20 protein-coding genes and 5 pseudogenes are annotated in these 26,182 nt (G+C 69.3%); 12 read left to right on the top strand and 13 right to left on the bottom strand.

The window, feature by feature from the left end; translation table 11 throughout:
• Positions 1-185 precede the first annotated feature (185 nt).
• The 3 genes from VS93_RS01235 (at position 186) to VS93_RS01225 (ending at position 2,725) form a co-directional block, all read left to right on the top strand.
• Complete coding sequence (locus VS93_RS01235; protein ID WP_046468173.1) at positions 186-962, top strand: hypothetical protein; 777 nt, start codon at positions 186-188, stop codon at positions 960-962.
• A 588-nt stretch (positions 963-1,550) separates the two neighbouring features.
• On the top strand, positions 1,551-1,784 hold the full coding sequence (locus tag VS93_RS01230; protein ID WP_046468172.1) for a hypothetical protein: 234 nt from the start codon (positions 1,551-1,553) through the stop codon (positions 1,782-1,784).
• Positions 1,785-1,888: 104 nt separating this feature from the next.
• Positions 1,889-2,725 carry a CPBP family intramembrane glutamic endopeptidase gene (locus VS93_RS01225; protein ID WP_046468171.1) on the top strand — a complete coding sequence of 279 codons (837 nt, stop codon included), beginning with the start codon at positions 1,889-1,891 and terminating at the stop codon, positions 2,723-2,725.
• Here the strand turns inward: VS93_RS01225 and VS93_RS01220 are convergent.
• A pseudogene (locus VS93_RS01220) lies at positions 2,714-3,945 on the bottom strand (CynX/NimT family MFS transporter). The gene VS93_RS01225 and the pseudogene VS93_RS01220 sit on opposite strands and share 12 nt — an antisense overlap.
• A 206-nt stretch (positions 3,946-4,151) precedes the next feature.
• Here VS93_RS01220 and VS93_RS01215 point away from each other — a divergent pair.
• Positions 4,152-4,829 carry a FadR/GntR family transcriptional regulator gene (locus VS93_RS01215; protein ID WP_046468170.1) on the top strand — a complete coding sequence of 226 codons (678 nt, stop codon included), beginning with the start codon at positions 4,152-4,154 and terminating at the stop codon, positions 4,827-4,829.
• Positions 4,830-4,869: 40 nt separating this feature from the next.
• Here VS93_RS01215 and VS93_RS01210 read toward each other — a convergent pair whose 3' ends face one another.
• From VS93_RS01210 to VS93_RS01200, 3 genes are all read right to left on the bottom strand, one after another.
• Positions 4,870-5,532 carry an RraA family protein gene (locus VS93_RS01210; RefSeq protein WP_082126536.1) on the bottom strand — a complete coding sequence of 221 codons (663 nt, stop codon included), beginning with the start codon at positions 5,530-5,532 and terminating at the stop codon, positions 4,870-4,872.
• Between the two features lie 224 nt (positions 5,533-5,756).
• Positions 5,757-6,626, bottom strand: a complete 870-nt coding sequence (folP, locus tag VS93_RS01205) for a dihydropteroate synthase (protein ID WP_046468169.1) — start codon at positions 6,624-6,626, stop codon at positions 5,757-5,759.
• On the bottom strand, positions 6,623-7,582 hold the full coding sequence (locus tag VS93_RS01200) for an Lrp/AsnC family transcriptional regulator (protein WP_082126535.1): 960 nt from the start codon (positions 7,580-7,582) through the stop codon (positions 6,623-6,625). Before VS93_RS01200 ends, folP begins: the two co-directional genes overlap by 4 nt.
• 352 nt (positions 7,583-7,934) lie before the next feature.
• On the opposite strand from VS93_RS01200, the pseudogene VS93_RS01195 reads away from it, so the two are divergent.
• Positions 7,935-9,469 (top strand): annotated as a pseudogene (locus VS93_RS01195) (LCP family protein).
• Between the two features lie 206 nt (positions 9,470-9,675).
• Here the strand turns inward: VS93_RS01195 and VS93_RS01190 are convergent.
• A complete protein-coding gene (locus VS93_RS01190) occupies positions 9,676-10,209 on the bottom strand; it encodes a flavin reductase family protein (protein ID WP_082126534.1) in 534 nt (177 codons plus the stop codon).
• A 267-nt stretch (positions 10,210-10,476) separates the two neighbouring features.
• Positions 10,477-11,256 (bottom strand): glycoside hydrolase family 18 protein, encoded by a 780-nt coding sequence (locus VS93_RS01185; RefSeq protein WP_052745440.1) that lies wholly within the window; start codon positions 11,254-11,256, stop codon positions 10,477-10,479.
• 454 nt (positions 11,257-11,710) lie between these two features.
• On the opposite strand from VS93_RS01185, the gene VS93_RS01180 reads away from it, so the two are divergent.
• The 3 genes and pseudogenes from VS93_RS01180 (at position 11,711) to VS93_RS01170 (ending at position 15,426) form a co-directional block, all read left to right on the top strand.
• Positions 11,711-12,460, top strand: coding sequence for a hypothetical protein (locus tag VS93_RS01180; protein ID WP_236700274.1), 750 nt, complete (start codon positions 11,711-11,713; stop codon positions 12,458-12,460).
• Positions 12,461-12,512: 52 nt separating this feature from the next.
• A complete protein-coding gene (locus tag VS93_RS01175) occupies positions 12,513-14,021 on the top strand; it encodes a TldD/PmbA family protein (protein ID WP_046468168.1) in 1,509 nt (502 codons plus the stop codon).
• Positions 14,018-15,426, top strand: a pseudogene (locus tag VS93_RS01170) (metallopeptidase TldD-related protein). The gene VS93_RS01175 and the pseudogene VS93_RS01170 overlap by 4 nt, the downstream one beginning before the upstream one ends.
• 15 nt (positions 15,427-15,441) lie before the next feature.
• Here the strand turns inward: VS93_RS01170 and VS93_RS01165 are convergent.
• Positions 15,442-15,657, bottom strand: a complete 216-nt coding sequence (locus VS93_RS01165) for a dodecin (RefSeq protein WP_046468167.1) — start codon at positions 15,655-15,657, stop codon at positions 15,442-15,444.
• A 469-nt stretch (positions 15,658-16,126) separates the two neighbouring features.
• Here VS93_RS01165 and VS93_RS01160 point away from each other — a divergent pair, with 469 nt between their 5' ends.
• Complete coding sequence (locus VS93_RS01160) at positions 16,127-16,345, top strand: hypothetical protein (RefSeq protein ID WP_046468166.1); 219 nt, start codon at positions 16,127-16,129, stop codon at positions 16,343-16,345.
• Between the two features lie 60 nt (positions 16,346-16,405).
• On the opposite strand, the pseudogene VS93_RS01155 reads toward VS93_RS01160, so the two are convergent.
• Together VS93_RS01155 and moaA are read right to left on the bottom strand one after the other, a co-directional pair.
• A pseudogene (locus VS93_RS01155) lies at positions 16,406-17,592 on the bottom strand (RtcB family protein).
• Between the two features lie 157 nt (positions 17,593-17,749).
• Entirely contained in the window at positions 17,750-18,739 is a 990-nt protein-coding gene (gene moaA / locus VS93_RS01150; RefSeq protein ID WP_082126532.1) for a GTP 3',8-cyclase MoaA, read from the bottom strand.
• 412 nt (positions 18,740-19,151) lie between these two features.
• Between moaA and VS93_RS01145 the strand changes: the two genes are divergently transcribed.
• The gene (locus VS93_RS01145; RefSeq protein ID WP_046468165.1) at positions 19,152-19,982 is read left to right on the top strand and encodes an alpha/beta hydrolase; all 831 of its coding nucleotides are present in this window, start codon (positions 19,152-19,154) and stop codon (positions 19,980-19,982) included.
• A 424-nt stretch (positions 19,983-20,406) separates the two neighbouring features.
• Here VS93_RS01145 and VS93_RS01140 read toward each other — a convergent pair whose 3' ends face one another.
• Positions 20,407-20,787, bottom strand: a complete 381-nt coding sequence (locus VS93_RS01140; protein WP_046468164.1) for a winged helix-turn-helix transcriptional regulator — start codon at positions 20,785-20,787, stop codon at positions 20,407-20,409.
• A gap of 142 nt (positions 20,788-20,929) precedes the next feature.
• On the opposite strand from VS93_RS01140, the gene VS93_RS01135 reads away from it, so the two are divergent.
• Positions 20,930-21,337 (top strand): RidA family protein, encoded by a 408-nt coding sequence (locus tag VS93_RS01135; protein WP_046468163.1) that lies wholly within the window; start codon positions 20,930-20,932, stop codon positions 21,335-21,337.
• A 383-nt stretch (positions 21,338-21,720) separates the two neighbouring features.
• Here the strand turns inward: VS93_RS01135 and VS93_RS33655 are convergent, their stop codons facing one another.
• The 3 genes and pseudogenes from VS93_RS33655 to yczR form a co-directional block, all read right to left on the bottom strand.
• Positions 21,721-21,903 (bottom strand): hypothetical protein, encoded by a 183-nt coding sequence (locus VS93_RS33655; protein ID WP_449353786.1) that lies wholly within the window; start codon positions 21,901-21,903, stop codon positions 21,721-21,723.
• 398 nt (positions 21,904-22,301) lie between these two features.
• Positions 22,302-23,582 (bottom strand): annotated as a pseudogene (locus VS93_RS01130) (AMP-dependent synthetase/ligase); the annotation flags it as partial.
• Positions 23,583-23,707: 125 nt separating this feature from the next.
• Positions 23,708-25,141, bottom strand: a complete 1,434-nt coding sequence (gene yczR, locus VS93_RS01125) for a MocR-like transcription factor YczR (protein WP_046468162.1) — start codon at positions 25,139-25,141, stop codon at positions 23,708-23,710.
• A gap of 60 nt (positions 25,142-25,201) precedes the next feature.
• On the opposite strand from yczR, the gene yczE reads away from it, so the two are divergent.
• Positions 25,202-25,885, top strand: coding sequence for a membrane protein YczE (yczE, locus tag VS93_RS01120; protein ID WP_046468161.1), 684 nt, complete (start codon positions 25,202-25,204; stop codon positions 25,883-25,885).
• Positions 25,886-26,182: the final 297 nt, after the last annotated feature.

The following is a 26,182-nucleotide window of genomic DNA, read 5'->3' as shown; positions in this document are numbered from 1 at the left end:
AAAAACAATCCCAAAACCTCGACCGCTCGGATTCACCTGATCCCGTTCAGGGGATCACCGGCTCGGATCCGCGATCGCCGCACCAGGGAAGTCTGCTCTGCGCCCCTGTTAGGCCCGATTTTTCCGGTCTACTGGACGGTGCGAGGCCGGGGGCTTCGCGGTGCCTTTTCCGGGAAGGAGAGCGCATGAAATTCAAAAAGCGTCTTGCATGGATTCTGTCCAGTGTCGCCCTTGCGGGGGCGACTGTCATAACGGTGGGCGCGCCCGCACCGGTCAGCGCGCAGGAGGAGGCGTCAACGCTGTCCTCCGACAAGTGGGGCGTCATCGGACGCAACACCCTGGGCTCGCCGAACGCCACACTCCGGGACGGCCCGTACGGCCGCACGAGCGTCGAGGACATCGCGGCCCGCCAGTCGCCGCCCTACGGCAGGGGCAGCCTGGGGATCATCGTCGGCAGCGGAACGGAGAAGATCAACTTCGGGAACGAGACGGACTTCGCCGGCCTGCGGCTCAGCAACATCAACATCCTGCGGTACTGGATATTCACCGGAATGGACAGCATGTCCGGCGTCTCGCTGCCGGGTGCCACCCTTGAGGTCAATCCCGGTCTGGACCCGAACGTGACCTACTCGACCCTGGTCTACCTGCCCGACCGCTCCAACAGTCCGTCAGCTCCTGACACCCGGGCCCCCAACGTGTGGCAGCACTATGACGCCGGCGCGGACGGCAGCGCGTGGTACGCCACCGGAGCGACGGGCTCGGCGATCGGCTGCACCCTGTCCAGCCCCTGCTCGTTCGCCGATCTCAAGACCCGGCTTCCGGACGCGGAGATCACCTACAGCCTGGGCATCACCAAGGGCCGGGACAATCCCTTCGTCGGCGCGGTCGACGGCCTCCGGGTCAACAACCGGGCCTACGATTTCGAGCGCGTCGGAGTCATAACGAGACTCCCCAGGTACTGAGGGTCGGTACCGCCGAAGGTTCTCGCCTCCGATGCCGGGCCCGGCCGCCGGCGCGCTCTGGAGCGCGCCGGCGGCCGGGCCTGTTCCGGGCCTCCACCGGTCTTGGCGCACCGGTGCAGCGGCCCGGTCGCGGTCACCGAATTCCAGCTCGGCCCGGGGAAATCCTCCTCCAGTGGTTGCGACCGCGATCGACCGGAGCTTTCGCGCTTTCCGGACCAGAATGGACGACCAGCACGAAAAGGGACGGTTTTCGAGAACCATAGCAGACCGGCCTTCGCCGCCCACTATTCGGGAAAGTGTGACTCCGGGCGCTTCGCCGCGGCCGCTCCGTGTCGGCCGGTCACCGCCGGCGCGACCACTCCTCCTTCCCCTTCCGCATCCCGCACCGCAGTACAGGGGCCGGTCACCATCGCGGCCGCCGATATCGGCCTCGGTGTGAATCTTTTCGGGAGTCGAATTACACCCCTCGGTTCACGGCAACTTCCTATTCACCTGGCGTGCCCATTCATGGGGTTGGCTGCATTGCGAGCGCCACGCCCGTCTTTGCGGCGTCCGTGCCGACCTACCCCTAACGAAGCAGGAGTGCAAGTGCAGCTCAACGAAGTCACCGAGGAAACCGTCTCCGCCCTCCGCCGGGTTACCGCGGCCGGCGCCATCGCCGCTTTCGCCACATTCGGCGTTGCCGCCTGCGACGACGCGCCCCCGGCCGAGGAGGAGACCGGGGAAGAGGCTCCCGAGGACGGTCTCGAAGAGGAAGGCGGCCTGGAGGAGGGCGTCGACGAGGAGGAGCTTGGCGAGGAGACTCCCGAAGAGGAAGAGTAACCCCGGACACCGCTGACACCTACGCTCCTCCTTTCAGGGGAGCTCCCCGAGGGGCCGGCGCGCGCACGTGCCGGCCTCTGCGCCATGCGTGCGATCATCTGTGCATGGCAGACCCCACGCCCGAGGCCCGCACCGCTTTGGCGGGCGGCCCGCCACCCGCCGCACCGGCGCCCCCGCGGCACGCTCCACTCACGCGCCGGGTCATCACCTGGGAGATCCTGTGCGTCCTCGCTCTTTCCCTGGGCGCGGCGGCGGTCTCGGCGACGATCTCGTTCATCGGCACCGCGACGGCGCCGGGCGGGCTCGCCGAGCAGACGGCGAGCCTCGTCGAGTCCCGGGCGGACGCCGAGCGCCCGTGGCTGGACCTCACATGGCAGCTGTTCTCTGTGATCTTCGCCATGGCGCCGGTGGTATTGGTCCTCTACCTGCTGCACCGCAGCTCGGAGTCGGCGAAAACGGTCGGATTCGACGTCCGCCGGCCCGGCGGCGACCTGGTGAACGGCGCCGGGCTGGCCGCGGTCATCGGGGCCGGCGGGTTGCTGGTGTACCTCGTCTCCTGGCAACTGGGCCTGAACACGACCGTGTCCCCCAGCGGGCTCAACGAGCACTGGTGGCAGCTTCCGGTGCTGCTCCTGCAAGCCGTCAAGAACGGTGTGCTGGAAGAGGTCATCGTGGTCGGGTACCTGATGCTCCGGCTGGGCCAGCTGGGCTGGTCGCCGGTACGGGCCGCGCTGACCAGCGCGCTGCTGCGCGCCACATACCACCTGTACCAGGGGGTGGGGATGTTCGTCGGCAACCTCGTCATGGGCCTGGTGTTCTGCTGGTTCTATCACCGCTATGGCCGGGTGATGCCACTGGTGGTGGCCCACTCGCTGATCGACATCGTGGTGTTCGCCGGGGCAGTATACCTCATCGGCCGGGTGGGGTGGCTACCCGGCTGACGAGGTGCTCCCGGTCCGAGAGGACGGAAGCGCATCCTCCAGATAACGGGGGCGGCCCAGCAGCAGCCCCGCGACCAGGTTGACCATGACGAGCCCCAGGACCAGCGCCAGCGGCGCATGCCAGGCGTCGGTCAGGTCGTGGAGCAGGCCGAACAGGAAGGGGCCCGTGCCGCCGATGAGGTAGCCCAGTCCCTGGCTCGTGGCCGACATCGCCGCCGTGGCCGGCGCGGTGCGGGTCCGTACCGCGAAGAACGTCAGGGCCAGCGCGAAAGCCCCCATGCCGACGCCGATGAACGTGGTCCACAGCCAGAGCCCCTGCAACGGCGCCGCCCAGAGTCCGGCGATGCCGCTGACGTAGCAGCCGAAGAAGAACACGACGAAACCGCGGTGGTCGCGGACGCGCGCCATGAGACCGGGGAGGATCAGCGAGACCGGGATGGCCAGGAAGGTGAGGTAGGACAGCGCGATTCCGGCGGTGGCCGGGTCCAGGCCGTTGTGCCGCAGCATCTGGCGAACCAGCCGAACATGATGTAGGCCACGGCGGACTGGCTGCCGAAGAAGAGCACGCTCTGCCGGCCCGCGCCGGTACGCAGCACCTGGAGCAGCCCGAACACATGGGAGGAGTCCGTGCGCGGCGGGTTGTACCCCAGCACCAGGAGCCACGGCAGGACCGCGATCACGCCGAAGACCGCGTAGATCGCCAGGGCCAGCGGCCAACTCCCGCTGGCCTGTTGGACGGGGACCGTCGCGGCCGCGGCCATCGTGGTTCCCACGGCCAGCGCGGTGGTGTAGACGGTGGTCATCATCCCGACACGGTGCGGGAAATGCTGCTTGATCAGGGCGGGAAGCAGTACATTGCCGATCGCTCCGCCGGACAGCGCGAGTGCGCTCAGCACCAGGAACAGCCAGGGATCACCGGCGAGCACACGCGTCCCCAGGCCGAGGGTCAGCGCCAGCAGGGCCGCTACCAGGACGCGGTGTTCACCGAAACGCCGGCTGAGGGCCGGGGTGGAGACTCCGAAGACAGCGAAGCAGAGAACGGGCAGTGTGGTGAGCAGGCCCGCGACGACGCCGGACATCCCGAGGTCCACGATGATCTCGTCGAGCACGGGCCCCACGCTGGTGATGGCAGTGCGCAGGTTGAGCGCGGCCAGAGCCACGCCCGCGACCAGCAACCAGGCCACGTGGCGCGGGCGTTCCGCAACTGAGGATCTTCGCACGTCGCTCGGATTCTCCGCGTCGGTTGAGGTGATCCCTGTCACGTATACTCACATTCATGGGATGACCGGACGTAGACCCTGAGAATAACGCATTCGGCACGGAGAACTATTTCTCTCCCCGGACTGGTCTAAGCTCCGGCTTTAAAACCAGACCACAGACTCCAACTGACGCCCGCAAGTGGCTGTCACTACTAGGAGGTAACCGCGTGCCCCTCGCCTCGACGCGTCGGACCGGCCTTGTCGACCAGGTCATCAGCCAATTAAGAGCGCAGATCGACTCGGGTGAGTGGGAGGTCGGCGATCGTATCCCCACCGAGTCGGAACTCTCCGACCAACTGGAGGTCGGACGAAACACCGTCCGCGAGGCGGTGCGCGCGCTCGCCCACGCCGGCCTGCTGGAGATCCGCCAGGGGGCCGGGACGTTCGTGCGCGCCTCAAGCGAACTGGGAGGAGCGCTGCGCCGTCGACTGGAGCAGTCGCGGCTCCGGGAGAACCTGGAGGTCCGGCGGGCGCTTGAGATGGAGGCGGCACGGCTTGCCGCGCTCCGGCACACCGACGAGGACCTCACCTTCATCGACCGCGCCATGGCGCTGCGCGAGAGCGCGTGGCGCGAGCGCGATATGCCCGCGTTCGTGGAAGCCGACTTCACCTTCCACCGCGCCGTGGTCAACGCGACCCACAATTCACTGCTGATCGAGCTCTACGACGACATCGCCCAGGTGGTCTACGAGAGCATCGCCCACACCGCCTACGAGCAGCCGGAGGAGGACGAGAGCATCGATCACTCCGGTCTCGCCGAGGCGATCCGTGCCGGCGATCCGCAACGCGCGCTGCGCGAGGCGGCCTGCTACCTGGATGAACTGCTGTCGCTGGCCGGCGAGTGACATCACGGCCGCTCCGCCCGCGGGCGGAGCGGCCGTGATGTCAGTTACCCACGCTGGAGACCCGGCCCGCCTCTCGGGGGTTGACAGCGCTGGGAGCACCCTCCCAGCCGGCGACCCGTGTGGGGTCGAGGTCGAGCAAATCGATGGTGCTCTTCCCGGCGCACAGCGCGTCGAGCACCGCCTGGTCGCGGGAGACCGAGTCCAAGGCATCGACCACGACCGAGGTCGCCTGGCCGCGCGGCAGGCACACCACGCCGTCGTCGTCGGCGACCACCCAATCACCGCGCCGCACCCGCGTGGGTGCGAGATCGCCGCTCATCAGGATCTCCTGGCCGACCGCTCCTCCGGCGTCGTGCCCGGGCCCGCGGACCGAGACCCCCGCGCTCATGACGGGCACCTCGGCCCGAGCGATCGCGCTGACGTCGCGCACGCACCCGTCGAGGACGACGCCGGCGACTCCGCGCATCCGCGCCGCAACCGCGAGGATCTCGTCCACGTAGCCGTACTCGGGTTCACCCGCGACGTCGATGACCAGCGCGCACCCGGGGCGCGCCTGCGCCACCGCCACGTGGATCGCAAGGTTGTCGCCGGGAGCGCATCGCACCGGCAGGGCCGTGGCCGCGAACGACGCTCCGGGCCACACCGGGAAAAGGTGGGCGCCCAGAGCCCGCGCCCCGCTCCGCGTCAGCGCCGCCGTCCCCACAGCCGTCAAGGTCTCCGCAAGCGCCACGTCAGCCTCCAATTGCAACCGCGCCTGTGCGAGCCGCCGCCACGGCCGGACCGGATACGGATCGCAGATCCGCGCACAGTACGCCTGGCACCGGAGGGACATGCCCCTTCCTGCCGCTCGCTCCTCTCATACTCACGGGTAACTTAACGGTGACGCAAGACATACCGGGCGAAAATACAGAAAAATGCTACTCGCGGTTACAGCGCCTCACCTCGATTCCCGGCCAGCGTCGCCACGGCGTCCAGTGCCGCGCGGGCGGCCGCGACGTCGTGCACCCGGAACACCCGCGCCCCCTCCCAGGCCGAGACCGCCAGTGCCGCCAGAGTCCCCGCGAGCCGGTCGGTGACGGGAGCATTCAGGGTCTCGCCGATGAAGTCCTTGTTGGAGACCGCGACGAGCACCGGCCAGCCGGTCGCAGCCTGCTCCCCCAGGCGCCGGGTGAGCTCCAGGGAGTGGAAGGTGTTCTTGCCGAAGTCGTGCGTGGGGTCGATCACGATCCCGTCCGCGCGCACGCCCAGCTCCACCGCCCGATCGGCCAGGCGCGTCACCGTACCGATGACGTCGGCCACCACGTCGCCGTAGGCCACGCGGTGTGGATCGGTCCGCGGCGCCAGTCCTCCGCTGTGGCTGCACACCAGGCCGACGCCGAACTCGGCGGCCACCCGGGCGAGGTCGGGATCGGCTCCGGCCCAGGTGTCGTTGACCAGGTCGGCTCCTGCGGCGGCGCAGGAGCGGGCGACCTGCGACCGCCAGGTGTCAGCGGAGATGACGATGCCGGGGTAGCGACCACGCAGCTCGGCGATGAACGGCACGATGCGGTGGATCTCCTCCTCGGCCGTGACGTGCTCGCCGTATCCGGCCTTCACCCCGCCCACGTCGATGATGTCGGCCCCACGCTGCACAGCCGTGTCGGCGGCGCGCAGGGCCGCGTCGAAGGCGAACGTGGCGCCGCGATCGTAGAAGGAGTCGGGGGTGCGGTTGATGACCGCCATCACCGCATGCCGGCCGGGAGCGAACTCCCGGCCGCGCAGCCGCAGGACTCCCGAGGGCGCCGCCCTCTCGCTCATCCTCCGGCCTCTCTCCGCGCACCGGCCACGGCAGGTTCAGGCTCACTCTCGGTGATCACGTTCGGCCCCCCGTCGTCGCCCCGGTGCCGCTCCTTGGCGACCGAGAGGTGGTCCCAGGTCTCGACGTAGGTGACGCCGGAGCTTGAGCGGACGGACTCCACGACCTCCACCAGCGCCGGACGGTCGGCGGCGACCGCATTGCCGACGATGTCGTAGCGGCCGAAACCGGTGGCCAGAAAGGACACCCCGGTGAGGTTGCCGAGACGTATGGCCAACACGGTGGCGTCCCCCTTGCAGCGCAGTCCGAAGCCGAGCTGCTCGTTCGTTCCCACCACGGACGGCTCGACCAGCGCGGTGACATGCACGACACCGGCGTCGATGAGGCGCACGACACGGGACCGTGCCGCCGCCTGCGACAGTCCCACCTGCCGGGCGAGCTCAGCGTAGGACGCCCGGCCCTCACGCTGCAGATGCCGGACGAGCCGCCAGTCGAGCGGATCGATGACGATGTCGCGTAGCGTCCGCACGCTGGTGTAGGCGTCCCTGACGACCGTTTCCGCCCGGAACACCTCGGCGCCCGTGATCCCGGGCAGTGAGCGCAGCTCGGTGAGCTCCTTAGCCAGGATCGCGTCATCCCGCACACGCAAATGCGCGACCGCCGGGAAGCGGCCGGCGGTCTGCGCCGCAAAGGTCACGGCGTCCCGCCCCGCCAACTCGTGCAGCACCGGCCGTACAGGGCCGGAAACCCGGAGCGAGACGTGTCCCAGCACCTCCATCCCCAGTACACCCGCGTGCAGCACCCCTACTATCCGGATCGCCCCAGACGCGATCAGCCGTCTGACCCGGGCTCTCACCGCTGTGCGGGAGAGCCCGACCCCATCCGCCAGCGCCTGGTAAGTGGCTCTTCCATCCCCCTGAAGCGCTCTCATGAGCGCAGCGTCAACCGCATCGAGCACGATGGTTGCCTTTCATCGCTTTGAACGGCGCCCCTCCTCCCCCGGGCGCCGCCCCCTCCTGCGGCCAGATGATGGCATCTGTAGCGGCGGTTAACTACTGATCACGAAAGAAACAAGGCTGACTTTGGCCAGAGAAGCACAGAGAAAACGACATTACGCTACTCCTGCTGGCATACCAGACAGATGGCAGATCAGCACCAAATACCCCGACATGCGAACGGCTTACCAAAGCGAGACACTAGGTTCGGCATGATCAGTACCCATATGCGGTAGGCAGAGGAGAAATGCCCGGTACTTCCGGGTAATAAGCCGCGGCCGATCTCGCCGCTGTGGGCAGGCAGAAGGGATCTCCATGGCAGAACAACGGGATGGAACGAGAGACAACCGTCCCGCGAGCACCGGACGCGCTCTGCTATGGACGATCTGCTCCGCTGTGCTACCCGGCACCGCCCACCTCAGAGTGGGGCGGCGAGCCGCCGGGGGGACGATCCTCACCCTGTTCGTCCTGTTGCTGGCCGCGGGAATCACCGCGGCCTTCCTGCTGCAGGGGGACCTGACTCTCAGCGCCCAGATCGCCGTTCAGGGGCGCTGGCTCCTGACCGTGGCCGCCGGCGCTTCGTGATCGCGGTGCTGTGGATGACGGTGATCCTGCACTCCTGGGTCATCACCAAACCGGCGGACGCGAAATGGTTCCCGCGGTTCCTCGGCGCGAGCGTGGTCCTCGTGCTGTGCGCCGGCATCGCCGTCCCCGCCGGCCTGGTGATGCGCACCGCCCACACCGCCTACGACACCCTCGCCTCCGTGTTCGGTTCGGAAAAGGAGGAGGAACCGCACGACGCCGCCGACCCGTGGAACGGCCAGGACCGCGTGAACGTGCTGCTGCTGGGTGCGGACTCGGCGGACAACCGCTACGGCGTGCGGACCGACTCGATGATGGCGGCCAGCATCGACGTGGAGTACGGCGACGTCGTGCTCATCGGCCTGCCCCGCAACCTGGAGAACGTGCAGTTCCACGAAGGGTCCGCGCTCGCCGAGGCGTACCCGCCGCCCTACGGCTACGACGACCTCCTCAACGACGTGTACCAGACGGTCGCCGAGAACCCCGAGGAGTTCGCCGAGAACCCCGCCGCCGCCGACCCCGCCGCCGACACGTTCAAAGGCGTCGTGGGCCACTCCACGGGCCTCGAAATCGACTACTACGCGATGGTGGACATGCGGGGCTTCGAGGACCTCATCGACGCTATCGGCGGCATCGATGTCCACATCGACGAACCCATCCCCTACGGCCAGGAGGGCGACGTCCTGGACGCCGGCGACCAGCACCTCGACGGCAACGAGGCGCTCTGGTACGGCCGCAGCCGGATCAACAGCGACGACTACGCCCGCATGGGACGCCAGGGCTGCCTGATCAAGTACGTCGCCGACCAGGCGGACCCGGCCCGGGTCCTGAGCAGCTTCCAGGAACTCGCCGGAGCCACGAAGCGCACCCTGAAGACCGACATCCCGCAGACGAAGGTGCCCGCCTTCATCGACCTCGCCGATCGGGTGAACGAGCAAGGCGAGATGCGGGCGCTGCAACTCTCCCCTCCGCAGGTGAACACCGCCTATCCGGACTGGGACGAGATCCGGGAGATCGTCGACGAGGCCGTCCAGGAGCAGGAGGAGCGGCAGGCCGAGGAGGAGCGGGCGCAGTCGGGCGACGACGAGGAGGCCAGTCCCGAAGCCGCACCCAGCGGCGATGCGCCGCCCTCGCCCGGGACGGACCCCGAAACCGGCGATGACTCCACGGAGTGGCAGGAGTACACGGGACTGGACGAGCCGTCTCCCACCACCCCCGGCCGCCAGGTCGGCGACGACCCCACCTCACTCGACAAGCTCTGCCCCTGAGGCGGGGGACACGAGGGCCGGGCCGACGCCGTGAAGGAGGCGTTGGAGGACCAGATCGGCGCCGGCGCTCCCGGCATCGAGGCGAGCGGGACGGGATCCGGGGACCCGGTGGCCGACGCGACCGGCCCGGAAGGGGGCGACGGCCCCGGCGGCGGACACAGAACCGCCGGGTGGAGATCAGCTTCGAGCTCGGGTAACCCGGCCGGTCACTGTTCGAAACGGCCGTAGCGGCCGCGGTGGTAGAGCAACGGGTGGCCGACACCGAGGTCGGCGTCGGCCACCCTGCCCACCACGAGCCAGTGGTCGCCCACGCCCAGCAGGTCGTGTTTGCGGCACAGCACGTGGCCCACGGCCCCCTCGATCAGCGGCAGCCCCTCCGGGCCGGTGTGCCAGCATGTTGGCGGGGCGAACCGGTCGATCCCCCTGGTCGCGAAGCGCGAGGCGACACCGCGCTGGTCCTCGCCCAGGATGTTCACGGCGAACGCGCCGGCGTCGCGAATCGAGGGCCAGGTACCGGAGCGGTCGTCGATGTAGAACGACACCAGCGGAGGAGTCAGGCTCACGCTGGTGAAAGATGTCGCCGTCATTCCCACCGGCTCACCAGCGGGGGCCGCGGTGATAACCACGACACCGGCGGCGTGCGAGCCGAGAGCGCGCCGGAACAGCTCCTCCCCGACACCGGCGCCGCGCGGTGGTGCGCCGTCCGCTTCCGCCGCTGTCGTCGACGATCTTCTCCGCAACCTGACGCCTCCTGCCCGGTCCGCCGGCACTGTCCATGGCCCTCATCCGGCACAGCCGCAGCCGGGCACGCCGTATTCCGCAGCCCGCGGTCGCACCGCGCCCCGGCGCACAGTCGTGGCCGGAAACGGCCGCCCGGAACGCGCATGGCCGCCGACCGGTTCCGGATCCTACCGGTCCGGCACGGGCCGACTCCCTTGCGGGCTGCCGCAGCGGCGGGGCGCCGTGGCCGCCGGCGGTGGCCGGGAGTGGCCACGGCGCCTTCCTGATCAGCCGTTGAAGCCGGCGGTGATCTCGGTGAACTCCCACTCCCGCTGGTCGATACCACTGCAGGACGCGGTCGGGGCGGCGCACGGCCGATCGCGGTTGACCGCCCAGAAGGTGAAGCGCGCCATGTCCATACTCTCGGCGAAGTCGCGCATCTCGGTGTAGGCCTCCGGTGTGACGGTCTCTCCGGTGTCGGTCACACCGTTCATGGAACTGATCCCCTGGACGGTGTAGGCCTCCTCGGAAGAGATGCCGTACGCGGCGGAGATGGTCTCGTTGAGCCCTTCGGAGGCACGCCGGGTGTCCGCGGCCATGTCGCCGCCGCCGAAGTTGAAGGGCATGATGGTCCAGTCGTCGACTCCCGCCCCCGTCTCGGCGTCCCGGGCGATCAGTCGATCACCCCATTCGTTGGGTCCGTCGGGTGTGCTCGGGAAGGTCACGGCGACGTGGACACCGGGGTTGTTCTCCTTGATGATCCGCACCGCTCCGAGGACTCGGTCCTGGGTCTGCGCGCTCTCGAACTCGCTCGCCTCGATGTCGATGTCGATCGCCCGGAGTTGGTAGGCGTCGATGACCTTCTGATAAGCGGCGGCGAGGGATTCGGCGTCGGAGCAGTTTTCGCCGAGTTTGTCCCCGCTCCAGCCGCCGATGGAGGGGATGACGTCCCCGCCGGCCGCGCGGATCTCACTGATGCGGTCGCGTCCGCGCCGTCCAGCGGACGGGTGCCGTCCCAGGCGGGCTCGCAGCCGCCGTCGGAGAGGATGAAGGCGAGGGTGAACCATTCGACGCCTGTGGTCCGCATCAGCTCCACGGCGTTGGGCGGGTCGCCCCAACCGTAGTAGAGGTAGGGCGCCGCGCCCATCGTCGCGGGGTCGGCCGCCGCCTCATTGCCGAGGACGGCGGCGGCCTCCTCCGCGGCTGCCCCCGCCTCCAAGGGGACGGAAGCACCCGACAACACGGTCCAGGCGCTGAGGGGCAGAACGGCGGCGGCCGCGACGGCGGCCAGGGACTGGGCTCGCATCGGTGTGGTCTCCATGTCTGTGAGCGGGGATGGAGAGGGACGGCCGCGCCTTCGCGCGGCGGCCACAAAACTGGAAACTTTATTTTGTGTTTACTTGGACGCCGACGCTAGCCCCCGCCACTTCGGGGGTCAACCCCCGCAGACCGGCCCGTGTGGCGCATGCCCGCGAACGGGCTGATCGCGCGGGCACTCGCGGGATCGCCTATGGTCTCGGTATGCGCGAGACAGGCCGTCGGTTCGGGAGGCGCGCCGTCGTGGCGATGGTGCTCTCCCTCGTCGTCGCGGGGCTGGTGTGGGTCGCACCGCGGCTGCTGGAGCAAGCCGGGCTGGATCGGACCGCGCTTCCGTGGACGGCGCCGTGCTCGGTGCGTGTCGGAGCCGAGTCCGTACCGCTGTCCCAGGACGAGGCCAAGCTGGCGACAACGGCCGTAGCGCTGGAGGCGCGGGGGGAGGACCCCCCGGAGACCCGCGATATCGACCCGGCCGTGCTGGACCGGCTTCGCGAAGGCCCTCCGGACGACGCCGGCCCCAGCCTCACCTGCCGGGCCTCCCCCGCCGGCGGGCTGGCGGAGGAAGAGATGACCGCTTCCGGCCTGACCCCGCGCGCCGAGAACGTGCGCGCGGCGATGGTCGAGGTGTTCGGCGAGCAGAGCCTCGGCGGGTTCGCGCCCGGCGGCATCGACGAGGGGCACGGCGAGGACTCCGCGCACTACGAGGGCCGGGCCGTCGACGTGTTCTACCGCCCCGTCAACGAGGAGAACCGGCGCGCGGGCTGGCTGCTCGCCCACTGGCTCGTCGCGCACGCCGAGGACCTCCGCATCGCCGTCGTCATCTTCGACGACAGGATCTGGAGCGTCCGCGGCTCCATGGCGGGGTGGCGGGACTACAACTCCCCCGACCCCGACAACGAGATCCTGCGCCACCTGGACCACGTCCATGTGGACGTGCAGCGCGGGAACGAGTGAAAGCGGCGCGGCTTATGGTGCGGGGCCGCTCTTCCGGTTAGGTTGTGGGACCGTGCCTGACATCGACCCTGATTTCCTCTTCCTCCCACTCCGACAGCTCGCCGACGCCGCACTGCAACGTGCCCGCGACCTCGGCGCCGAGCACGCCGACTTCCGGCTGGAACGCGTCCGCGGCCAGCACCTGGTCCTCGCCGACGGCGCCGTGGAAACCGCGACGGAGTCCAACACGCTCGGGTTCGCTGTACGCGTGGTCCACAACGGCGTCTGGGGATTCGCCGCAGGCGACGATCTCGGCCCCGCCGGTGCCGCTCCCAACCTCGACGCGGCCGCGGCCGTGGCCGAACGGGCGGTGAAGGTGGCCGAGGTCGCCGCCGCCGTGACCACCGAACGCATCGAGCTCGCCCCCGAACCCGCACACAGCGACGTCACCTGGGTCTCCTCCTACGAGACCGACCCCTTCACCATCCCCATCCGGGAGAAGACCGCCCTGCTCTCCGGATGGAGTCGGCTGCTGCTGGCGGACTCCCGGGTCGACCACGTCGACGTCACGCTCTTCCAGGCCAAGGAGCAGAAGTTCTACGCCGATACGAGCGGCACGGTCACCACCCAGCAGCGGGTCCGGCTGGCGCCGGTGGCCGAGGTGCTCGCCACCCGCAACGGCCGGCTGGACGGCATGCGCACGATCGCTCCCCCCGCCGGGCGCGGCTGGGAGTACCTGCCCGCGGTCGAGGCCGAACTGGACGAGCTACCGGAGCTGCTGGCCGAGAAGCTCGCCGCGCCCAGCGTCGAACCCGGGCAGTACGATCTGGTGATCCACCCCTCCAACCTGTGGCTGACGATCCACGAGTCCATCGGCCACGCCACCGAGCTCGACCGCGCGCTGGGCTACGAGGCGGCCTACGCCGGAACCTCCTTCGCGACCGTGGACAAGCTCGGCTCCCTCCAGTACGGGTCGCCGATCATGAACGTCACCGGCGACCGCACCGTCGAGCACGGGCTGGCCAGCATCGGCTACGACGACGAGGGAGTCGCGACGACGTCCTTCGACCTGATCCGCGACGGCATACTCGTCGGTTACCAGCGTGACCGCCGCATCTCCCGGCTGCAGGGCTACGAGCGCTCCAACGGGTGCGCGTTCGCCGACTCCCCGGCGACCATGCCGATCCAGCGGATGGCCAACGTCTCGCTGGCCCCCGCTCCCGGCGGCCCGTCCACCGAGGAGCTCATATCGGGGGTCGATCGCGGCATCTACATCGTGGGCGACCGCAGCTGGTCCATCGACATGCAGCGCTACAACTTCCAGTTCACCGGACAGCGGTTCTACCGGATCGAGGACGGTCGGCTGGCGGGGATGCTCCGCGACGTCGCCTACCAGGCCACCACGACCGAGTTCTGGAATTCGATGCGGGCGCTCGGCGGACCGCAGACCCACGTGCTCGGCGGCTCGTTCATGTGCGGAAAGGGACAGCCGGGCCAGGTCGCCTCGGTCAGCCACGGGTGCCCCACCGCGCTCTTCTCCGATGTGCGCGTCCTCAACATGGTTCAGGAGGCCGGGAATTGAATCAGTCGTCCCCCCAGTCCGTTGTGGAACGGGCACTGGAACTCTCCCGCGCCGACGCCTGCATGGTGCTGGTCCAGCAGGAGAGCAGGGCCAACCTGCGCTGGGCCGGGAACTCGCTGACGACCAACGGCGTCACCCAGGGACGCACGGTCACGGTCATCGCGCTCTCGGAGAGCGGCCAGGGGCCGCCGCGGGCGTCGTGGAACGAAGCGGGCTTCGCGACGAGGAGCTGGAGGACCTGGTGCGCGCCGCGGAGACCGCGAGCCGCGACGCCGTCCCCTCCGAGGACGCCCGGCCGCTTCTCACCCCGGAGTCCGCGGGCTCCGGCGGAGAGTGGGACGCCGCCCCCGCGAGCACGGATATCTCGGTGTTCTCCGGGTTCGCACCGGGGCTGGGAAGGGCCTTCGAGCGCAGGGAGGCGGCGGGCCACCTGCTCTACGGGTATGCCGAGCACACGGTGACCTCCACGTTCTTCGGCAGCTCCACCGGGCTCCGGTTGCGCCACGACCAGCCGAGCGGGAGCGTCGAGCTGAACGCCAAGTCGGCGACGCCCGGTACCGGCGGCGGCCACTCCACCTGGGTCGGCCGGGCCACCCGCGACTTCACCGACATCGACACCGAAACGCTCGACGCCGAGCTGTTCCGGCGCATGGGGTGGGCGCGCCGCACCGTGGAGCTGCCCGCCGGGCGGTACGAGACCCTGCTCCCGCCGGAGGCCGTGGCCGACATGATGGTGACGCTCTACTGGAACGCCGGCGCGCGCGACGCCGCGGAGGGGCGCACGGTGTTCTCCTCGGGCAAGGGCGGGACCCGGGTCGGCGAGCGGCTCTCGGCGCTCCCGCTGGACCTGCGCAGCGACCCCGCGGAGCAGGGCCTGGAGTGCGCTCCGTTCGTCCTCTCCACGGCCCCCGGGCGCGATTTCACGGCGTTCGACAACGGGCTGCCGCTGCGCCGCACCCACTGGCTCTCCGGTGGCGAGCTGGCGGCGCTGCGCCAGACCCGCCACTCCGCGGAGCTGACCGGGCTCGCGGCCACGGCCCACGTGGACAATTTGGTCCTGGAGCAGCCGGGGGCGGGCGCGGCACTGGACGACATGATCGCCGGCACCGAACGCGGCCTGCTGCTGACCTGTCTGTGGTACATCCGCACGGTCGACCCGCAGACGCTGCTGCTGACCGGACTCACCCGCGACGGCGTCTACCTGGTGGAGGACGGCGAGGTCACGGGGGCGGTGAACAACTTCCGGTTCAACGAGTCCCCGGTGAGCCTGCTGGAGCGCGCCACCGAGGCGGGAGCCACCGTTCCCGGGCTCTCGCGGGAGGTGGGTGATTACTTCCCGCGCACCGCTATGCCGCCGATGCGGATCCCGGACTTTAACATGTCGACCGTCAGCCAGGCCTCCTGAGCCCGATCCGGGAGTTCAGGAGGTCTCCTCCAGCCGAAAACCCACCTTCATCCCCACCTGGTAGTGGGCTATCTCCCCGTTCTCCAGGTGGCCGCGGATCTGGGTCACCTCGAACCAGTCCAGTCCGCGGAGCGTGGCGGAGGCCCGTTCGATGCCGTTGTGGATGGCCTGGTCCACGCCCTCGGGTGAGGTGCCCACGATCTCGGTGACGCGGTAGGTGTGGTCGTTCATAGCGCGGTTCCCTTCTTGTCGGCTCTGTTGGCCCACTTCCCGCGACACTCCGGCGTCAATCGGAGACAGCGGGACCGCGTCCTGGCGTGCGTATTACCCGTTCTTTGCCCGGCGACTGGGCGCCCCCGGGTCTGTCCCGCCGGCGGGCGCCTACCGGATCCTCCCCGTTCGGGGGGCATAAGCGCCGCTTCGCGCAGGGCGGTCCCGAGATCACGTCGTAATCGGCTCTTGACGTATACGGGGGAGGAGCGGTGTACATTGGAATCTAGCGCTTCGGTCCCCCGTCGGAGCGCTAGGCCGATGTTTCGAGCCCCCGTCGGAACATCGTGCGCGACGTCGGGTGGTTTGCCCCCGTAGCCACCCGGCGTCGCTTTTTCATTGGTTGCGTTCGTGGTCGCCTTCGCATTACCACAACGGATACACGACCATCCGATGACCTGAGCAGGCCGGCCGTTCTAGGGGGCCATCCATGAGCGACAACGACACCGACGAGCCCGTGCACTGCTCGCGCAGAGAGTGCCGCGCCCCGGCCACGTGGGTCCTGGTGTGGAACAACCCCAAGGTGCACACCCCCGAGCGGCGCAAGACCTGGCTGGCCTGCGACGAGCACCGCGAATACCTGGCGGAGTTCCTCGGCATACGCGGCTTCCTGCTGGAGAGCGTGCCGCTCACCGAGTTCGACGGGTGATCCGCACCGCTCGCCGGCGCGCGTACCGAGCCGGGCCGCACCGCGGCCGGAGCGGCGTTCCTATCCCTTCACGCAGACGACCTGGCGCAGGTGCGCGACGACCTCGACCAGGTCGGCCTGGGCCGCGATCACTTCGGACAGGTCCTTGTAGGCGGCGGGGATCTCGTCCAGCACCCCGGTGTCCTTGCGGCATTCGACACCCTTGGTCTGCTCGACGAGGTCTGCCTCGGTGAAGGTCCGCTTCGCCCTGCTCCGGCTCATCCTCCGGCCCGCCCCGTGCGAGGCGGAGTCGAACGAGAGCCGGTTGCCCAGCCCCGCACAATGTAGCTGCCGGTCGCCATGGACCCGGGGATGATCCCCAGGTCCCCCTGACCGGCCCGGATGGCGCCCTTGCGCGTGACCAGGACGTCCACCCCGTCGTAGCTCTCCTCCGCCACGTAGTTGTGGTGGCAGGAGATCCACTGCTCGAAGCGCACCCGGGGGAACATCTTGCGCAGCACGTCGCAGGCCAGGCCCATCATCACGTCGCGGTTGCGACGCGCGTACTCCTGGGCCCAGAACAGGTCGCGGCGGTAGGCCTCCATCTCGGGGGTGCCGGCGACGAACACCGCCAGATCGCGGTCGGGCAGGTCCTGGTTGTGCGGCAGCTTGCGGGCCTGCTCGATGTGGTATTCGGCGAGTTCCTTGCCGATGTTGCGCGATCCCGAATGCAGGATCACCCATACGGTTCCACCGCCGTCCAGGCAGACCTCCAGGAAATGGTTGCCGCCGCCGAGCGTACCGATCTGGTTGGCGGCGCGCTGCCTCCGGTGGCGCACGGCCGGGGCCAGATGCTCGAAGCGGTCCCAGAACCCGTCCCAGTCGGCCGTCTTCAGCCCGTGGATCCGACGGGGGTCGACCGGTGTCCGGTGCGACTGGTATCCCACCGGGATCGCCTTCTCCAGCCCGGAACGCAGCTTCCCCAGGTCCTCGGGCAGATCCTCGGTCTTGAGGGTGGACCTGACCGCGGTCATTCCGCAGCCGATGTCGACTCCGACCGCGGCCGGGGACACCGCGTCCCGCATGGCGATCACCGAGCCGGCAGTGGCGCCCTTGCCATAGTGCACATCAGGCACCACGGCCAGGCCGTGCACCCAGGGCAGCCGGGTGACGTTGCGGAGCTGGTCCATGGCCGCGGACTCGACGGTCTGCGGGTCGGCCCACATCCGGATCGGCACGCGGGCGCCGGCCGCTTCGGTGTACGGCACAGGGCACCTCCATCCCCAGAGAGCGACTCGCGCGGCGCTCCTCCGCCCGCGCCCCGTTATGAAGCCAGACGCGGCGCCACTGCGGCAACCGGTTTTCCGCGCTGAGTGCCCCTGGGACAGAACCGGAGCGGGCGGCGGACCGCCCGCTCCGCCTCCGCTATCCGCCGATCGCCGACATCGGGCGGGCCGGCTGCAGGAAACTGGGGTCGTTGATGCCGTGGCCGGGCATCTTGGTCGCGATAGCGGCGCGCCAGCGCTCGGCGATCTCCTCGTCGGTACCGCCCTCGCGCAGCAGAGGCCGCAGGTCGGACTCCTCCCGGGCGAACAGGCAGTTCCGGATCTGGCCATCAGCGGTGAGCCGGACCCGGTCGCAGGCGCCGCAGAACGGGCGGGTGACCGATCCGATCACACCGACCGTGGCGGGGCCGCCGTCCACGTAGAACAGTTCGGCCGGCGCGCTGCCCCGCGTAGAGGCGTCGGCGGCCTCCAGGTCGAAGACGGCACTGAGCCGGTCGAGGATCTCGTCAGCGGTGATCATGGTGTCGCGCCGCCAGCCGTGCTGGGCGTCCAGCGGCATCTGCTCGATGAAGCGGAGCTGGTAGCCGTGGTCCAGACAGTAGCGCAGCAGATCGGGCGCCTCGGAGTCGTTGATGTCCCGCATGAGCACCGTGTTGACCTTGACGGGGATGAGCCCCGCGGCGGCAGCTCCGGCCAGCCCCTCCAGTACGTCGTGGAGCCGGCGGCGTCGCGCCAGTTTCTCGAAGACGTCGGGACGCAGGGTGTCCAGCGAGACGTTCACCCGGTTGAGTCCGGCCTCGGCCAGAGAGGGGGCAACGCGGGAGAGCCCGATGCCGTTGGTGGTCAAAGCGGTCTTCGGGCGCGGGTCGAGCGCCGCGGCCGCGGCTACGATCTCCGGCAGCCCGCGGCGGAGCAGCGGTTCGCCTCCGGTGAACCGGACCTCCGTGATCCCCAGCCTGGTCACGCCGATACGGATCAGCCGGTTGAGCTCCTCGTCGGTGAGCAGCTCGGGCTTGGGCAGCCATTCGAGCCCCTCAGGGGGCATACAGTACGTGCACCGCAGGTTGCAGCGGTCCGTGAGTGAAACTCTCAGATCGGTGGCCACTCGCCCGTAAGAGTCGGTCAGCACAGGCGTCACCTCCCATTTCGGCGGCAGTCCAGCTGCAGCACGGTGCGGACACGTCAACGACGACGGCCAGCCCGTGGCCCCCGTCACCCCTCCGGCGTCAGCGCGCAGCGTCTCGTTCTTTCAGGCGGACGGCCCCAGCGTGGTTGCCGTCACACCCTCCACCCTATGAGACGCCGGTTTCTCTCCTCCGACCTCCTCCCCCTGTGAGCAGGGTGCGCTCCCGCCGTCCGCCCAGAGGATCAGCACCGCTCCGCCGCACGCCCTGCTCAGCGGACAGGACCGTACGGGCCCGGGCGAAGGCGCGGCCGCAGCCGGATCCTTTTCGACTCTCCGACGGACGTGCCGGCATCAGCGGTGCGGCAGGACCGCGGGGAGCTGTATTTTGCCGGGACAGCCGTTGAGAGGAGCGCGCGTGATCACTTCACGGGAATGGCAGTTGCCGGGCGGGCCGAACGGTTCGGAGCGGCTGGCGGCCCGGGCCTGGGTCTCCGCCGGTCCGGCGGAGCCGGCGTGGCTGGCGGTCCTGGTGCACGGGTACGGCGAGCACATCGGCCGCTACGACTACGTGGCGCGCTCCCTATGCGAACGCGGTGCAGTGGTCTACGGGCTGGACCATCGGGGGCACGGGCACTCCTCGGGGGAACGGGTGCTGATCGAGGACTTCACCGGAGTGGTGGAGGATGTGCACCGGGTGGTCACACAGGCCCGTACGGCCTACCGCTCTCTGCCCCTGGTACTGGCCGGCCATTCCATGGGGGGTCTGATCGCCGCACGCTACGCCCAGGCGCATCCCGAGGGGATCGCCGGGTTGGCGCTCTCGGGGCCGGTCCTGGGGCGCTGGCGCATCGTGGAACAGCTGCTCGCGCTGGCGGAGATCCCCGAAACCCCGCTCGACCCGGACACGCTCTCCCGCGATCCGGCCGTTGGCGCCGACTACGCCGACGACGAGCTCGTCTGGCACGGCCCGTTCAAGCGGCCCACACTGCAGTCGCTCGACACCGAGCTGAAGCGCGCGAACGAGGGCGGAGACATCGGCGACCTGCCGCTGCTCTGGTTGCACGGCTCCGACGACCGCCTGGTGCCGCCCAGTGACACCAAGACCGGCATCGACCGGCTCGCCGGAACCGACGTCACCGCGCGGATCTTCCCCCACGCGCGGCACGAGGTGTTCAACGAGACCAACCGCGACGAAGTGCTGGACGAGGTCGCCAGGTTCGCCTCCCGCGTCGCAGCACCGCGCTGATCAGCTGTTCTCGAAGTCTGGTCGAGGGGCGCGTACGGCTGGGTGACCCGGCTCGTGAGGGCTGGCGGTATTGCCGGGAGTGTGGTGCTCCGCTGCCGCTGGGGAGGTCGGTGGACGCGGTGATCTGTTCGGGCCAGTGCAGGTCACGGCGGCAGCGGAGGCGTAGCCGGACCCGGCAGCGGGGTGTCCCTGACCGCCGACCGCCGCGCCCGTTCCGGCCCGGTCGTCGCCGCCCTTCGTCTTGAGGCGGAGCGTGCGTCCGGACGGGGTGATATCCGGGCTGGAATCGCCGTGGCCACACCGGTCCCACGTCCTCTTCAGCTTCGCCCGCACCCGCTCGATCTCCGCTTTCGCCCCCCATACCGGCCCGACGAACCGCCCGAGTGGGCCCGGCCGGTGGCTCCACGTGCGAGTGCTCCGCCCGTCAGGCGTCGAAGCGGCGGCGGGAGGCCTCGATGTGACCGAGGTACTGGTGGGTCCAGCCGCACATTCCATCGGCTATCCCTCGTAGGGCCCGGCCCGGCTCGGTGAGGGTGTACTCGACCCGCGGCGGCACGGTGGGGTGCACGCTCCGCTCGACCAGGCCGTTGCGCTCCATCATGCGCAGGTTCTGGGTGAGCATCTTGTGGCTGATGCCCTGGATCTCATGCCGCAACTCGCTGAAGCGCAGGGTTCGTTCATCGAGAACGTTGATGATCAGGAGCGCCCACTTATTGGCGACGTCCGAGAAGATCTCCCGCGCCAAAGAGTCCGCGCGCGTCAGGTCTGCTTCCTTGGGTGAGCCCCTGAACTGCTCGGTCACCATAAGGTTCCCCAGTCACTAAAAAGTGCGTTCTTCCATGTCAGCGGTCACTCTCCTACAGTTCCCGAGTAACCGCAAGAGAGCAAGTGCGTATTGGTTCTGTGGAAGCGAGTCCACGGACCCTCATGACAAGGAGGCAGGCGGCATGGCCATCACCCTGGTAAATCCCAGCGGATTGCCGGAAATCGACGCGTACCGGCAGGTGTCGATCGCGACCGGGTCGAAGCTGGTCTTCATCGCCGGGCAGGTCGCCTGGGATGCCGAGGGGGTCACGGTCGGCGAAGGTGACCTCGCCGCGCAAGTCGAGCAGTGCTACCTCAACATCGGCACCGCCTTGGCCGAGATCGGTGGCTCCTTCGACGACGTGGCGAAACTGACCGTCTACGTCGTCGACTGGACCCCTGACAAGATGCCCCTGTTCCTGGAGGGGGTCTCCCGGGCAGCCGCGAAGCTGGGGGGCACCCCGGTCCCGCCGGGCACGCTGCTGGGCGTTGCGGCACTGGACATAGCCGACCATCTGGTCGAGGTCGAAGCCACCGCGATCATCGACTGAACAGGTGTTCTTCGCTCTGACGGTTCGGCAGAGCCAGGTCTGGGCTCGGATGTAGCGGTGGCCCCGCCGGAGGTGGGGCCACCGCTTGGGGTCTGAGGGTACGACGACGGCAGTGTTGAGCCCAGGCCAACCGTTACCGTTGTTGGGCATCGACCCGCCCACCGGCAGCCCGCATCGAGAACCGCGCAAACGGCTGTGACCTTTGATTTTACTGTGGCGTCCGCCTACGGCGTTTCCGTAACACCGTTCCGCGACGCCTGCCCCTGACGGCGGGCGGACCCGCCGCCCCCGGCACCGCGACGAACGGTAGACCTCACGACCAGAGTCCAAAAACACCTACTGAGGAGGCGCGGAGCGGGGCGGCCCCGTCCGCGGCGACGCGCTCAGTCGCTGTAGAGACGCTCGATCGCGTCGGCGTATCTGTGCTGGATGACACGGCGCTTGAGCTTCAGCGACGGGGTGAGCTCCTCGGTCTCAACGGTCCACTCCACCGGCAGCAGCAGCCACTTCTTGATCTGCTGGACCCGGGCGAGCCGCCGGTTCGCCTCGTTGACGGCCCGCTCCACCTCGTCTCGCACCTCGGGATGCTCCGCGAGAGCGGCCAGGTCGGTGTCGGGCACCCCCTTGCTCTGCGCCCAGCCGGGCGCGACCTCGGCGTCGAGGGTGAGCAGCGCAACAGGTAGGGGCGGTTGTCGCCGCAGGCCATCGCCTGCCCGACCAGGGGATGCTCCTTGAGCAGGTTCTCGATCGCGGCGGGGGCGATGTTCTCCCCGCCGGAGGTGATCATGATCTCCTTCTTGCGGTCCACGATGTAGATGAAGCTGTCCTCGTCGATCCGCCCCACATCGCCGGTGTGCAGCCACTTGTCCTCGTCGACCAGGGCCGCGCTGTCCTCAGGCCGGTTGAGGTAGCCGCCGACGTTCAGCGGGCCCCGGACCAGGAGCTCGCCGCCGTCGGCGGTGCGTATCTCCATGCCGTCCACCGCGCGGCCGACACTGCCGAACCGGTAGGCGTCACGCCGGTTGACGGTCACGGCCCCGCAGTTCTCGGTCATTCCGTAGACGTCCTGGATGAGGACGCCGATCCCGGAGAAGAACCGCAGAACCTCCTCGGACACGGGCGCCGCGGCCGTGATGCAGATCTGCGCCCGGTCCAGCCCCACCAGCGCCCGGATCGGGGCCAGCACCTGCTCGTCGACCTTCGCGAAGTGCTGCTCCAGTTCCGGGGTGCGTTCGCGGCCGTACTGCCCGGACTCTATATAGGCGCGGGCCACCTCCGACGCCGACTCGATGGCGGAGCGCTGCTCCTCCGGCGACGCCGACAGGGCCGCGGTCAGCCCGGCCTGGATCTTCTCCCATACCCGAGGGACGCCGAAGAGGCTGTGCGGACGCACCTTGGCCAGGTACGCGGCGAGCTGGGTGGGCTCGGGGCAGAAATGGATGTGTCCGGCAAGCCTGAGCGGCAGGTACACGCTGAGGATGCGCTCCGCGATGTGCGCCAGGGGCAGGTAGGACAGGGTCACTCCCCGTTCCGGCGGCTTCATGGCCCTCCGGGTGACGGTGACCTGGTAGAGGACCTGGTGGTGGGTCTCGAAGACGCCCTTGGGGTCGCCCGTGGTGCCCGATGTGTAGAGGAGCGTGGCGTTGTCGCCCGGCACGATGGCCGCGGTGCGCGCCTCGACCAGCTCGGGGCTGCCCGCCTGCCGGCGCCGACCGATCGCGGTGAACTCCGCCCAACTGATGAACTCCGGTCCCGGCCGGCCGGTGGACTCCGGGATCGCCGAGGCGTCGAGCACGACCACGGTGTGCAGCTCCGGGAGGCGTTCCAGGACGGGCAGCCAGCGACCGACCTGCTCGGCGCCTTCGAGGACGGCGACACGCGCTGAGCAGTCGGCGGCGATGTAGGCGATCTGCTCGGAGGAGAAGGTGGCGTAGACGGTGAGGGGGACGGCTCCGGCGTGCACCGCGCCGAGGTCGGCGAGGAGGTGCTCGGAGCGGTTGGCCATCATCAGGGCGACCACGTCGCCGGGCAGCACGCCGGTGTCGATGTAGGCCGAGGCCAGTTCCAGCACCGACTGCCGGTAGTCCCGCCAGGTCACGGTGGTCCATCCGTCATCGGAGTGGTCCGAGAGTGCGGGGGCGTCGGCCTCCTCCTCGGCGGTCTCGCGGAGCCAGTCCACGAGTGTGAGCCCCCTGATCTCGTTCTCCACGTCCCGCCGTGCCCGAAGTACTCCGTTGTGTCCCATGGACGCACCCCGTTCTTCGAATGTGCTTCAGGTCACCCCCGATCAGGGGACCACGGCAGGACAGAGAGGCGCAAGATTCCCGCCACGCGCTGGTGCGTGTGCCGGAACGGCCCGTGCGTCGATCGTCAGACGTAGAGATCGCGGGGTGTCGGAGCGGGCTTGGCCACCGTCTCGGCGTAGGCCTCGGCCAGGCGGCGCACGGCGTCGGCCAGGACCTCCGGCGACTGGGTGTAGGCCAGGCGCACATAGTGCTCCAGCGTTCCTCCCCCCGCACCGAACACGGGGCCGGGAGCGGGATGGACGCCGTGCCGGTGCGAGGTCTCGCCCAGGGCGGTGGCGATCGGCTGCGGCAGCGCCGCCCAGAGCACCAGTCCGCCGCTGGGTCTGGTGAAGCGCCAATCGGGCAACCGGTCGCGCAGGGCCCGTGCGATGGCGTCCCGGTTCCGGCAGAGCTCGCGGCTGCGCTCGGCGCGGATCCGCAGCACGTCGGAGAGCAGGTGGGTGACCATGAGCTGCTCCAGGACCGGGCTGGCCAGGTCGAAGCGCTGCCGCGTCGTCATGAGCTCGGCGACCATCGGCGGGCTCGCGCGGACCCAGCCGATACGCAGGCCGCCCCAGAGCAGCTTGGCGGCGGACCCGACCGTGAACACCCGGCTGTCGCGGTCGTGGACGGCCAGCGGGGCGGGCTGGTCGCCGGAGTCGATCGCCAGCTCCGCGACGCTCTCGTCCACGACCACCGATGCCCCGGCGCGGCGCGCCTCGGAGACCACGGCCTTGCGCTCGTCGTCGTCCATCAGCGCACCGGTGGGGTTCTGGAAATCCGGAATCAGGTAGGCCAGCGCCGGTTTCCACTGCCGGAACGAATCGGCCACGGAGTCCATGTCCCACCCTTCGGGCGGTATCCCGACCGTGCGCAGCCGCGCACCCCGATGGCGCGCCGCGGCCAGCGCGTGGGGGTAGGTGGGCGACTCCATCAGGACCGTGTCGCCGGGTTCGGCCAGCATCTCCATGAGCAGCGCCACGGCCTGCTGGGCGCCGTTGGTGACGAAGATCTGCTCCGGAGTGGTGGGCAGGCCGCGCTCGACATAGCGCCGTGCGATTGCGTGGCGCAGCTCGGGCAGCCCGTACAGCGCGTACCCGAGTCCTCCCATGTGCGCGGTGAGCTGATCGGCGGCCAGCCGGGCGGCCTCCCGCAGCCCCTCGGCGGCCAGCGGCGCGGCGACCCCGAGGTCGATGTGCTCGGCGTTGGGGACGAGGGGCGCCGACCGCCCTGGTCCGGTGTCGGGGAGCACGGTCCAGCTCCCGGCTCCCTTCCGGCTGTCGAGGAACCCGTTCTCGCGCAGCCAGGTGTAGGCGGCGGTGACGGTGTTCCGGCTGACCCGCAATGCGGTGGCGAGTTCGCGCTCCGCGGGCAGCCGCGTATGGGTGGGGATCCTCCCGTCGAGGACGAGTCCGCTGATCGCCCTCCCTACAGCGATGTAGTAGGGACGCTCGTTCACGCTGGCCCCGATCAATCGGGCCAGAAGATGGCCATTGATCCGCCGCTCACCCGCAGACATGATGCCACTTTCCAAGATTGGCTCTGTGAATACGCTGCTTTTGACGCCAACATAGCCCGCATGGCCCGATTCTTGCGTCCACTTCCGGACGGTTCAATACGACAGTTCGCTCTGGTTCACCGCCTCTTCGTCACCCCGGTCCTGCCCCGCTCCCGCCGCCTGCGCCGGCTCCTCCAGCTCTACGCCGGCCTGCACCTGTACGGAGTGAGCGGCGCGCTGCTGATCACGGCGGACCTGGGAGCCATGCCGTGGGACGTGCTGCATCAGGGCCTGTCCCTGCGGACCGGGCTGTCCATCGGCACCTGGAGCGTCATCGTCGGTGCAGCGGTGATGCTGCTCTGGATCCCGCTGCGGCAGCGTCCGGGGCTCGGCACGGTGAGCAACGTCGTGGTGGTCGGTCTCTCCGTGGACTACACGCTGTGGTGGCTGCCCGGGATGGAGGGACCGGTCGCGCGGTCGGCCTCTCTCGTGACTGGTATCGTTCTCACCGCCCTGGCGACCAGCTGCTATATCGGCGTCCGGCTGGGATCCGGCCCGCGCGACGGCCTCATGACGGGGCTCGCGGCGAAAGGATTCTCCATCCGGGCGGCCCGCACCGGGATCGAGGTGGCGGTGGTCGCCACCGGGTTCCTCCTCGGCGGCACGGTAGGTGTGGGCACTCTGTTGTTCGCAGCGGCCATCGGCCCCTTGACACAGGCGTTCCTGCCGGTCATGGCGATTCCGGAGAGCAGCACCCCTGCCTGATCACGATGCGGCGACATATCTCTCAGAACCGCATACAGGGCGACTGATGTCTAACTAATAGGGCACACTTATCCCGATCACCCTCATCGCAGTCCCCGCGGACCGGTAACGTATCCGGGATGCCGCGAGAACGTGGTTTCAGGTCGGGCGCTTCCCCACGGCGGCGACCGCACCCCGAGCTAACGTTGCCACAACTCTTGGATCCGGGAACTCGGGGACCGTCTATGAGGCAACGTGGCCACCAAGAGTTGGATACTGTACGTCCGCAGAAACGTGATCTTGGTAGTTAAGGGGGTG

The sequence above is a fragment of the Allosalinactinospora lopnorensis genome (genome assembly GCF_000981225.1).
Classification (GTDB): Bacteria; Actinomycetota; Actinomycetes; order Streptosporangiales; family Streptosporangiaceae; genus Allosalinactinospora; species Allosalinactinospora lopnorensis.
The sequence above is the reverse complement of the archived record's forward strand: the minus strand, read 5'-3'. Positions and strand labels throughout refer to the sequence as shown.

Coding starts and splice junctions, on each gene's coding strand:
- VS93_RS01235 (WP_046468173.1), top strand. CDS start 186: ATGAAATTCAAAAAGCGTCTTGCATGGATTCTGTCCAGTGTCGCCCTT.
- VS93_RS01225 (WP_046468171.1), top strand. CDS start 1,889: ATGGCAGACCCCACGCCCGAGGCCCGCACCGCTTTGGCGGGCGGCCCG.
- folP (WP_046468169.1), bottom strand. CDS start 6,626: ATGAGCGAGAGGGCGGCGCCCTCGGGAGTCCTGCGGCTGCGCGGCCGG.
- VS93_RS01185 (WP_052745440.1), bottom strand. CDS start 11,256: ATGGTTCACCCTCGCCTTCATCCTCTCCGACGGCGGCTGCGAGCCCGC.
- VS93_RS01180 (WP_236700274.1), top strand. CDS start 11,711: ATGCGCGAGACAGGCCGTCGGTTCGGGAGGCGCGCCGTCGTGGCGATG.
- VS93_RS01165 (WP_046468167.1), bottom strand. CDS start 15,657: ATGAACGACCACACCTACCGCGTCACCGAGATCGTGGGCACCTCACCC.
- VS93_RS01160 (WP_046468166.1), top strand. CDS start 16,127: ATGAGCGACAACGACACCGACGAGCCCGTGCACTGCTCGCGCAGAGAG.
- VS93_RS01140 (WP_046468164.1), bottom strand. CDS start 20,787: ATGGTGACCGAGCAGTTCAGGGGCTCACCCAAGGAAGCAGACCTGACG.
- VS93_RS01135 (WP_046468163.1), top strand. CDS start 20,930: ATGGCCATCACCCTGGTAAATCCCAGCGGATTGCCGGAAATCGACGCG.
- yczR (WP_046468162.1), bottom strand. CDS start 25,141: ATGTCTGCGGGTGAGCGGCGGATCAATGGCCATCTTCTGGCCCGATTG.
- yczE (WP_046468161.1), top strand. CDS start 25,202: ATGGCCCGATTCTTGCGTCCACTTCCGGACGGTTCAATACGACAGTTC.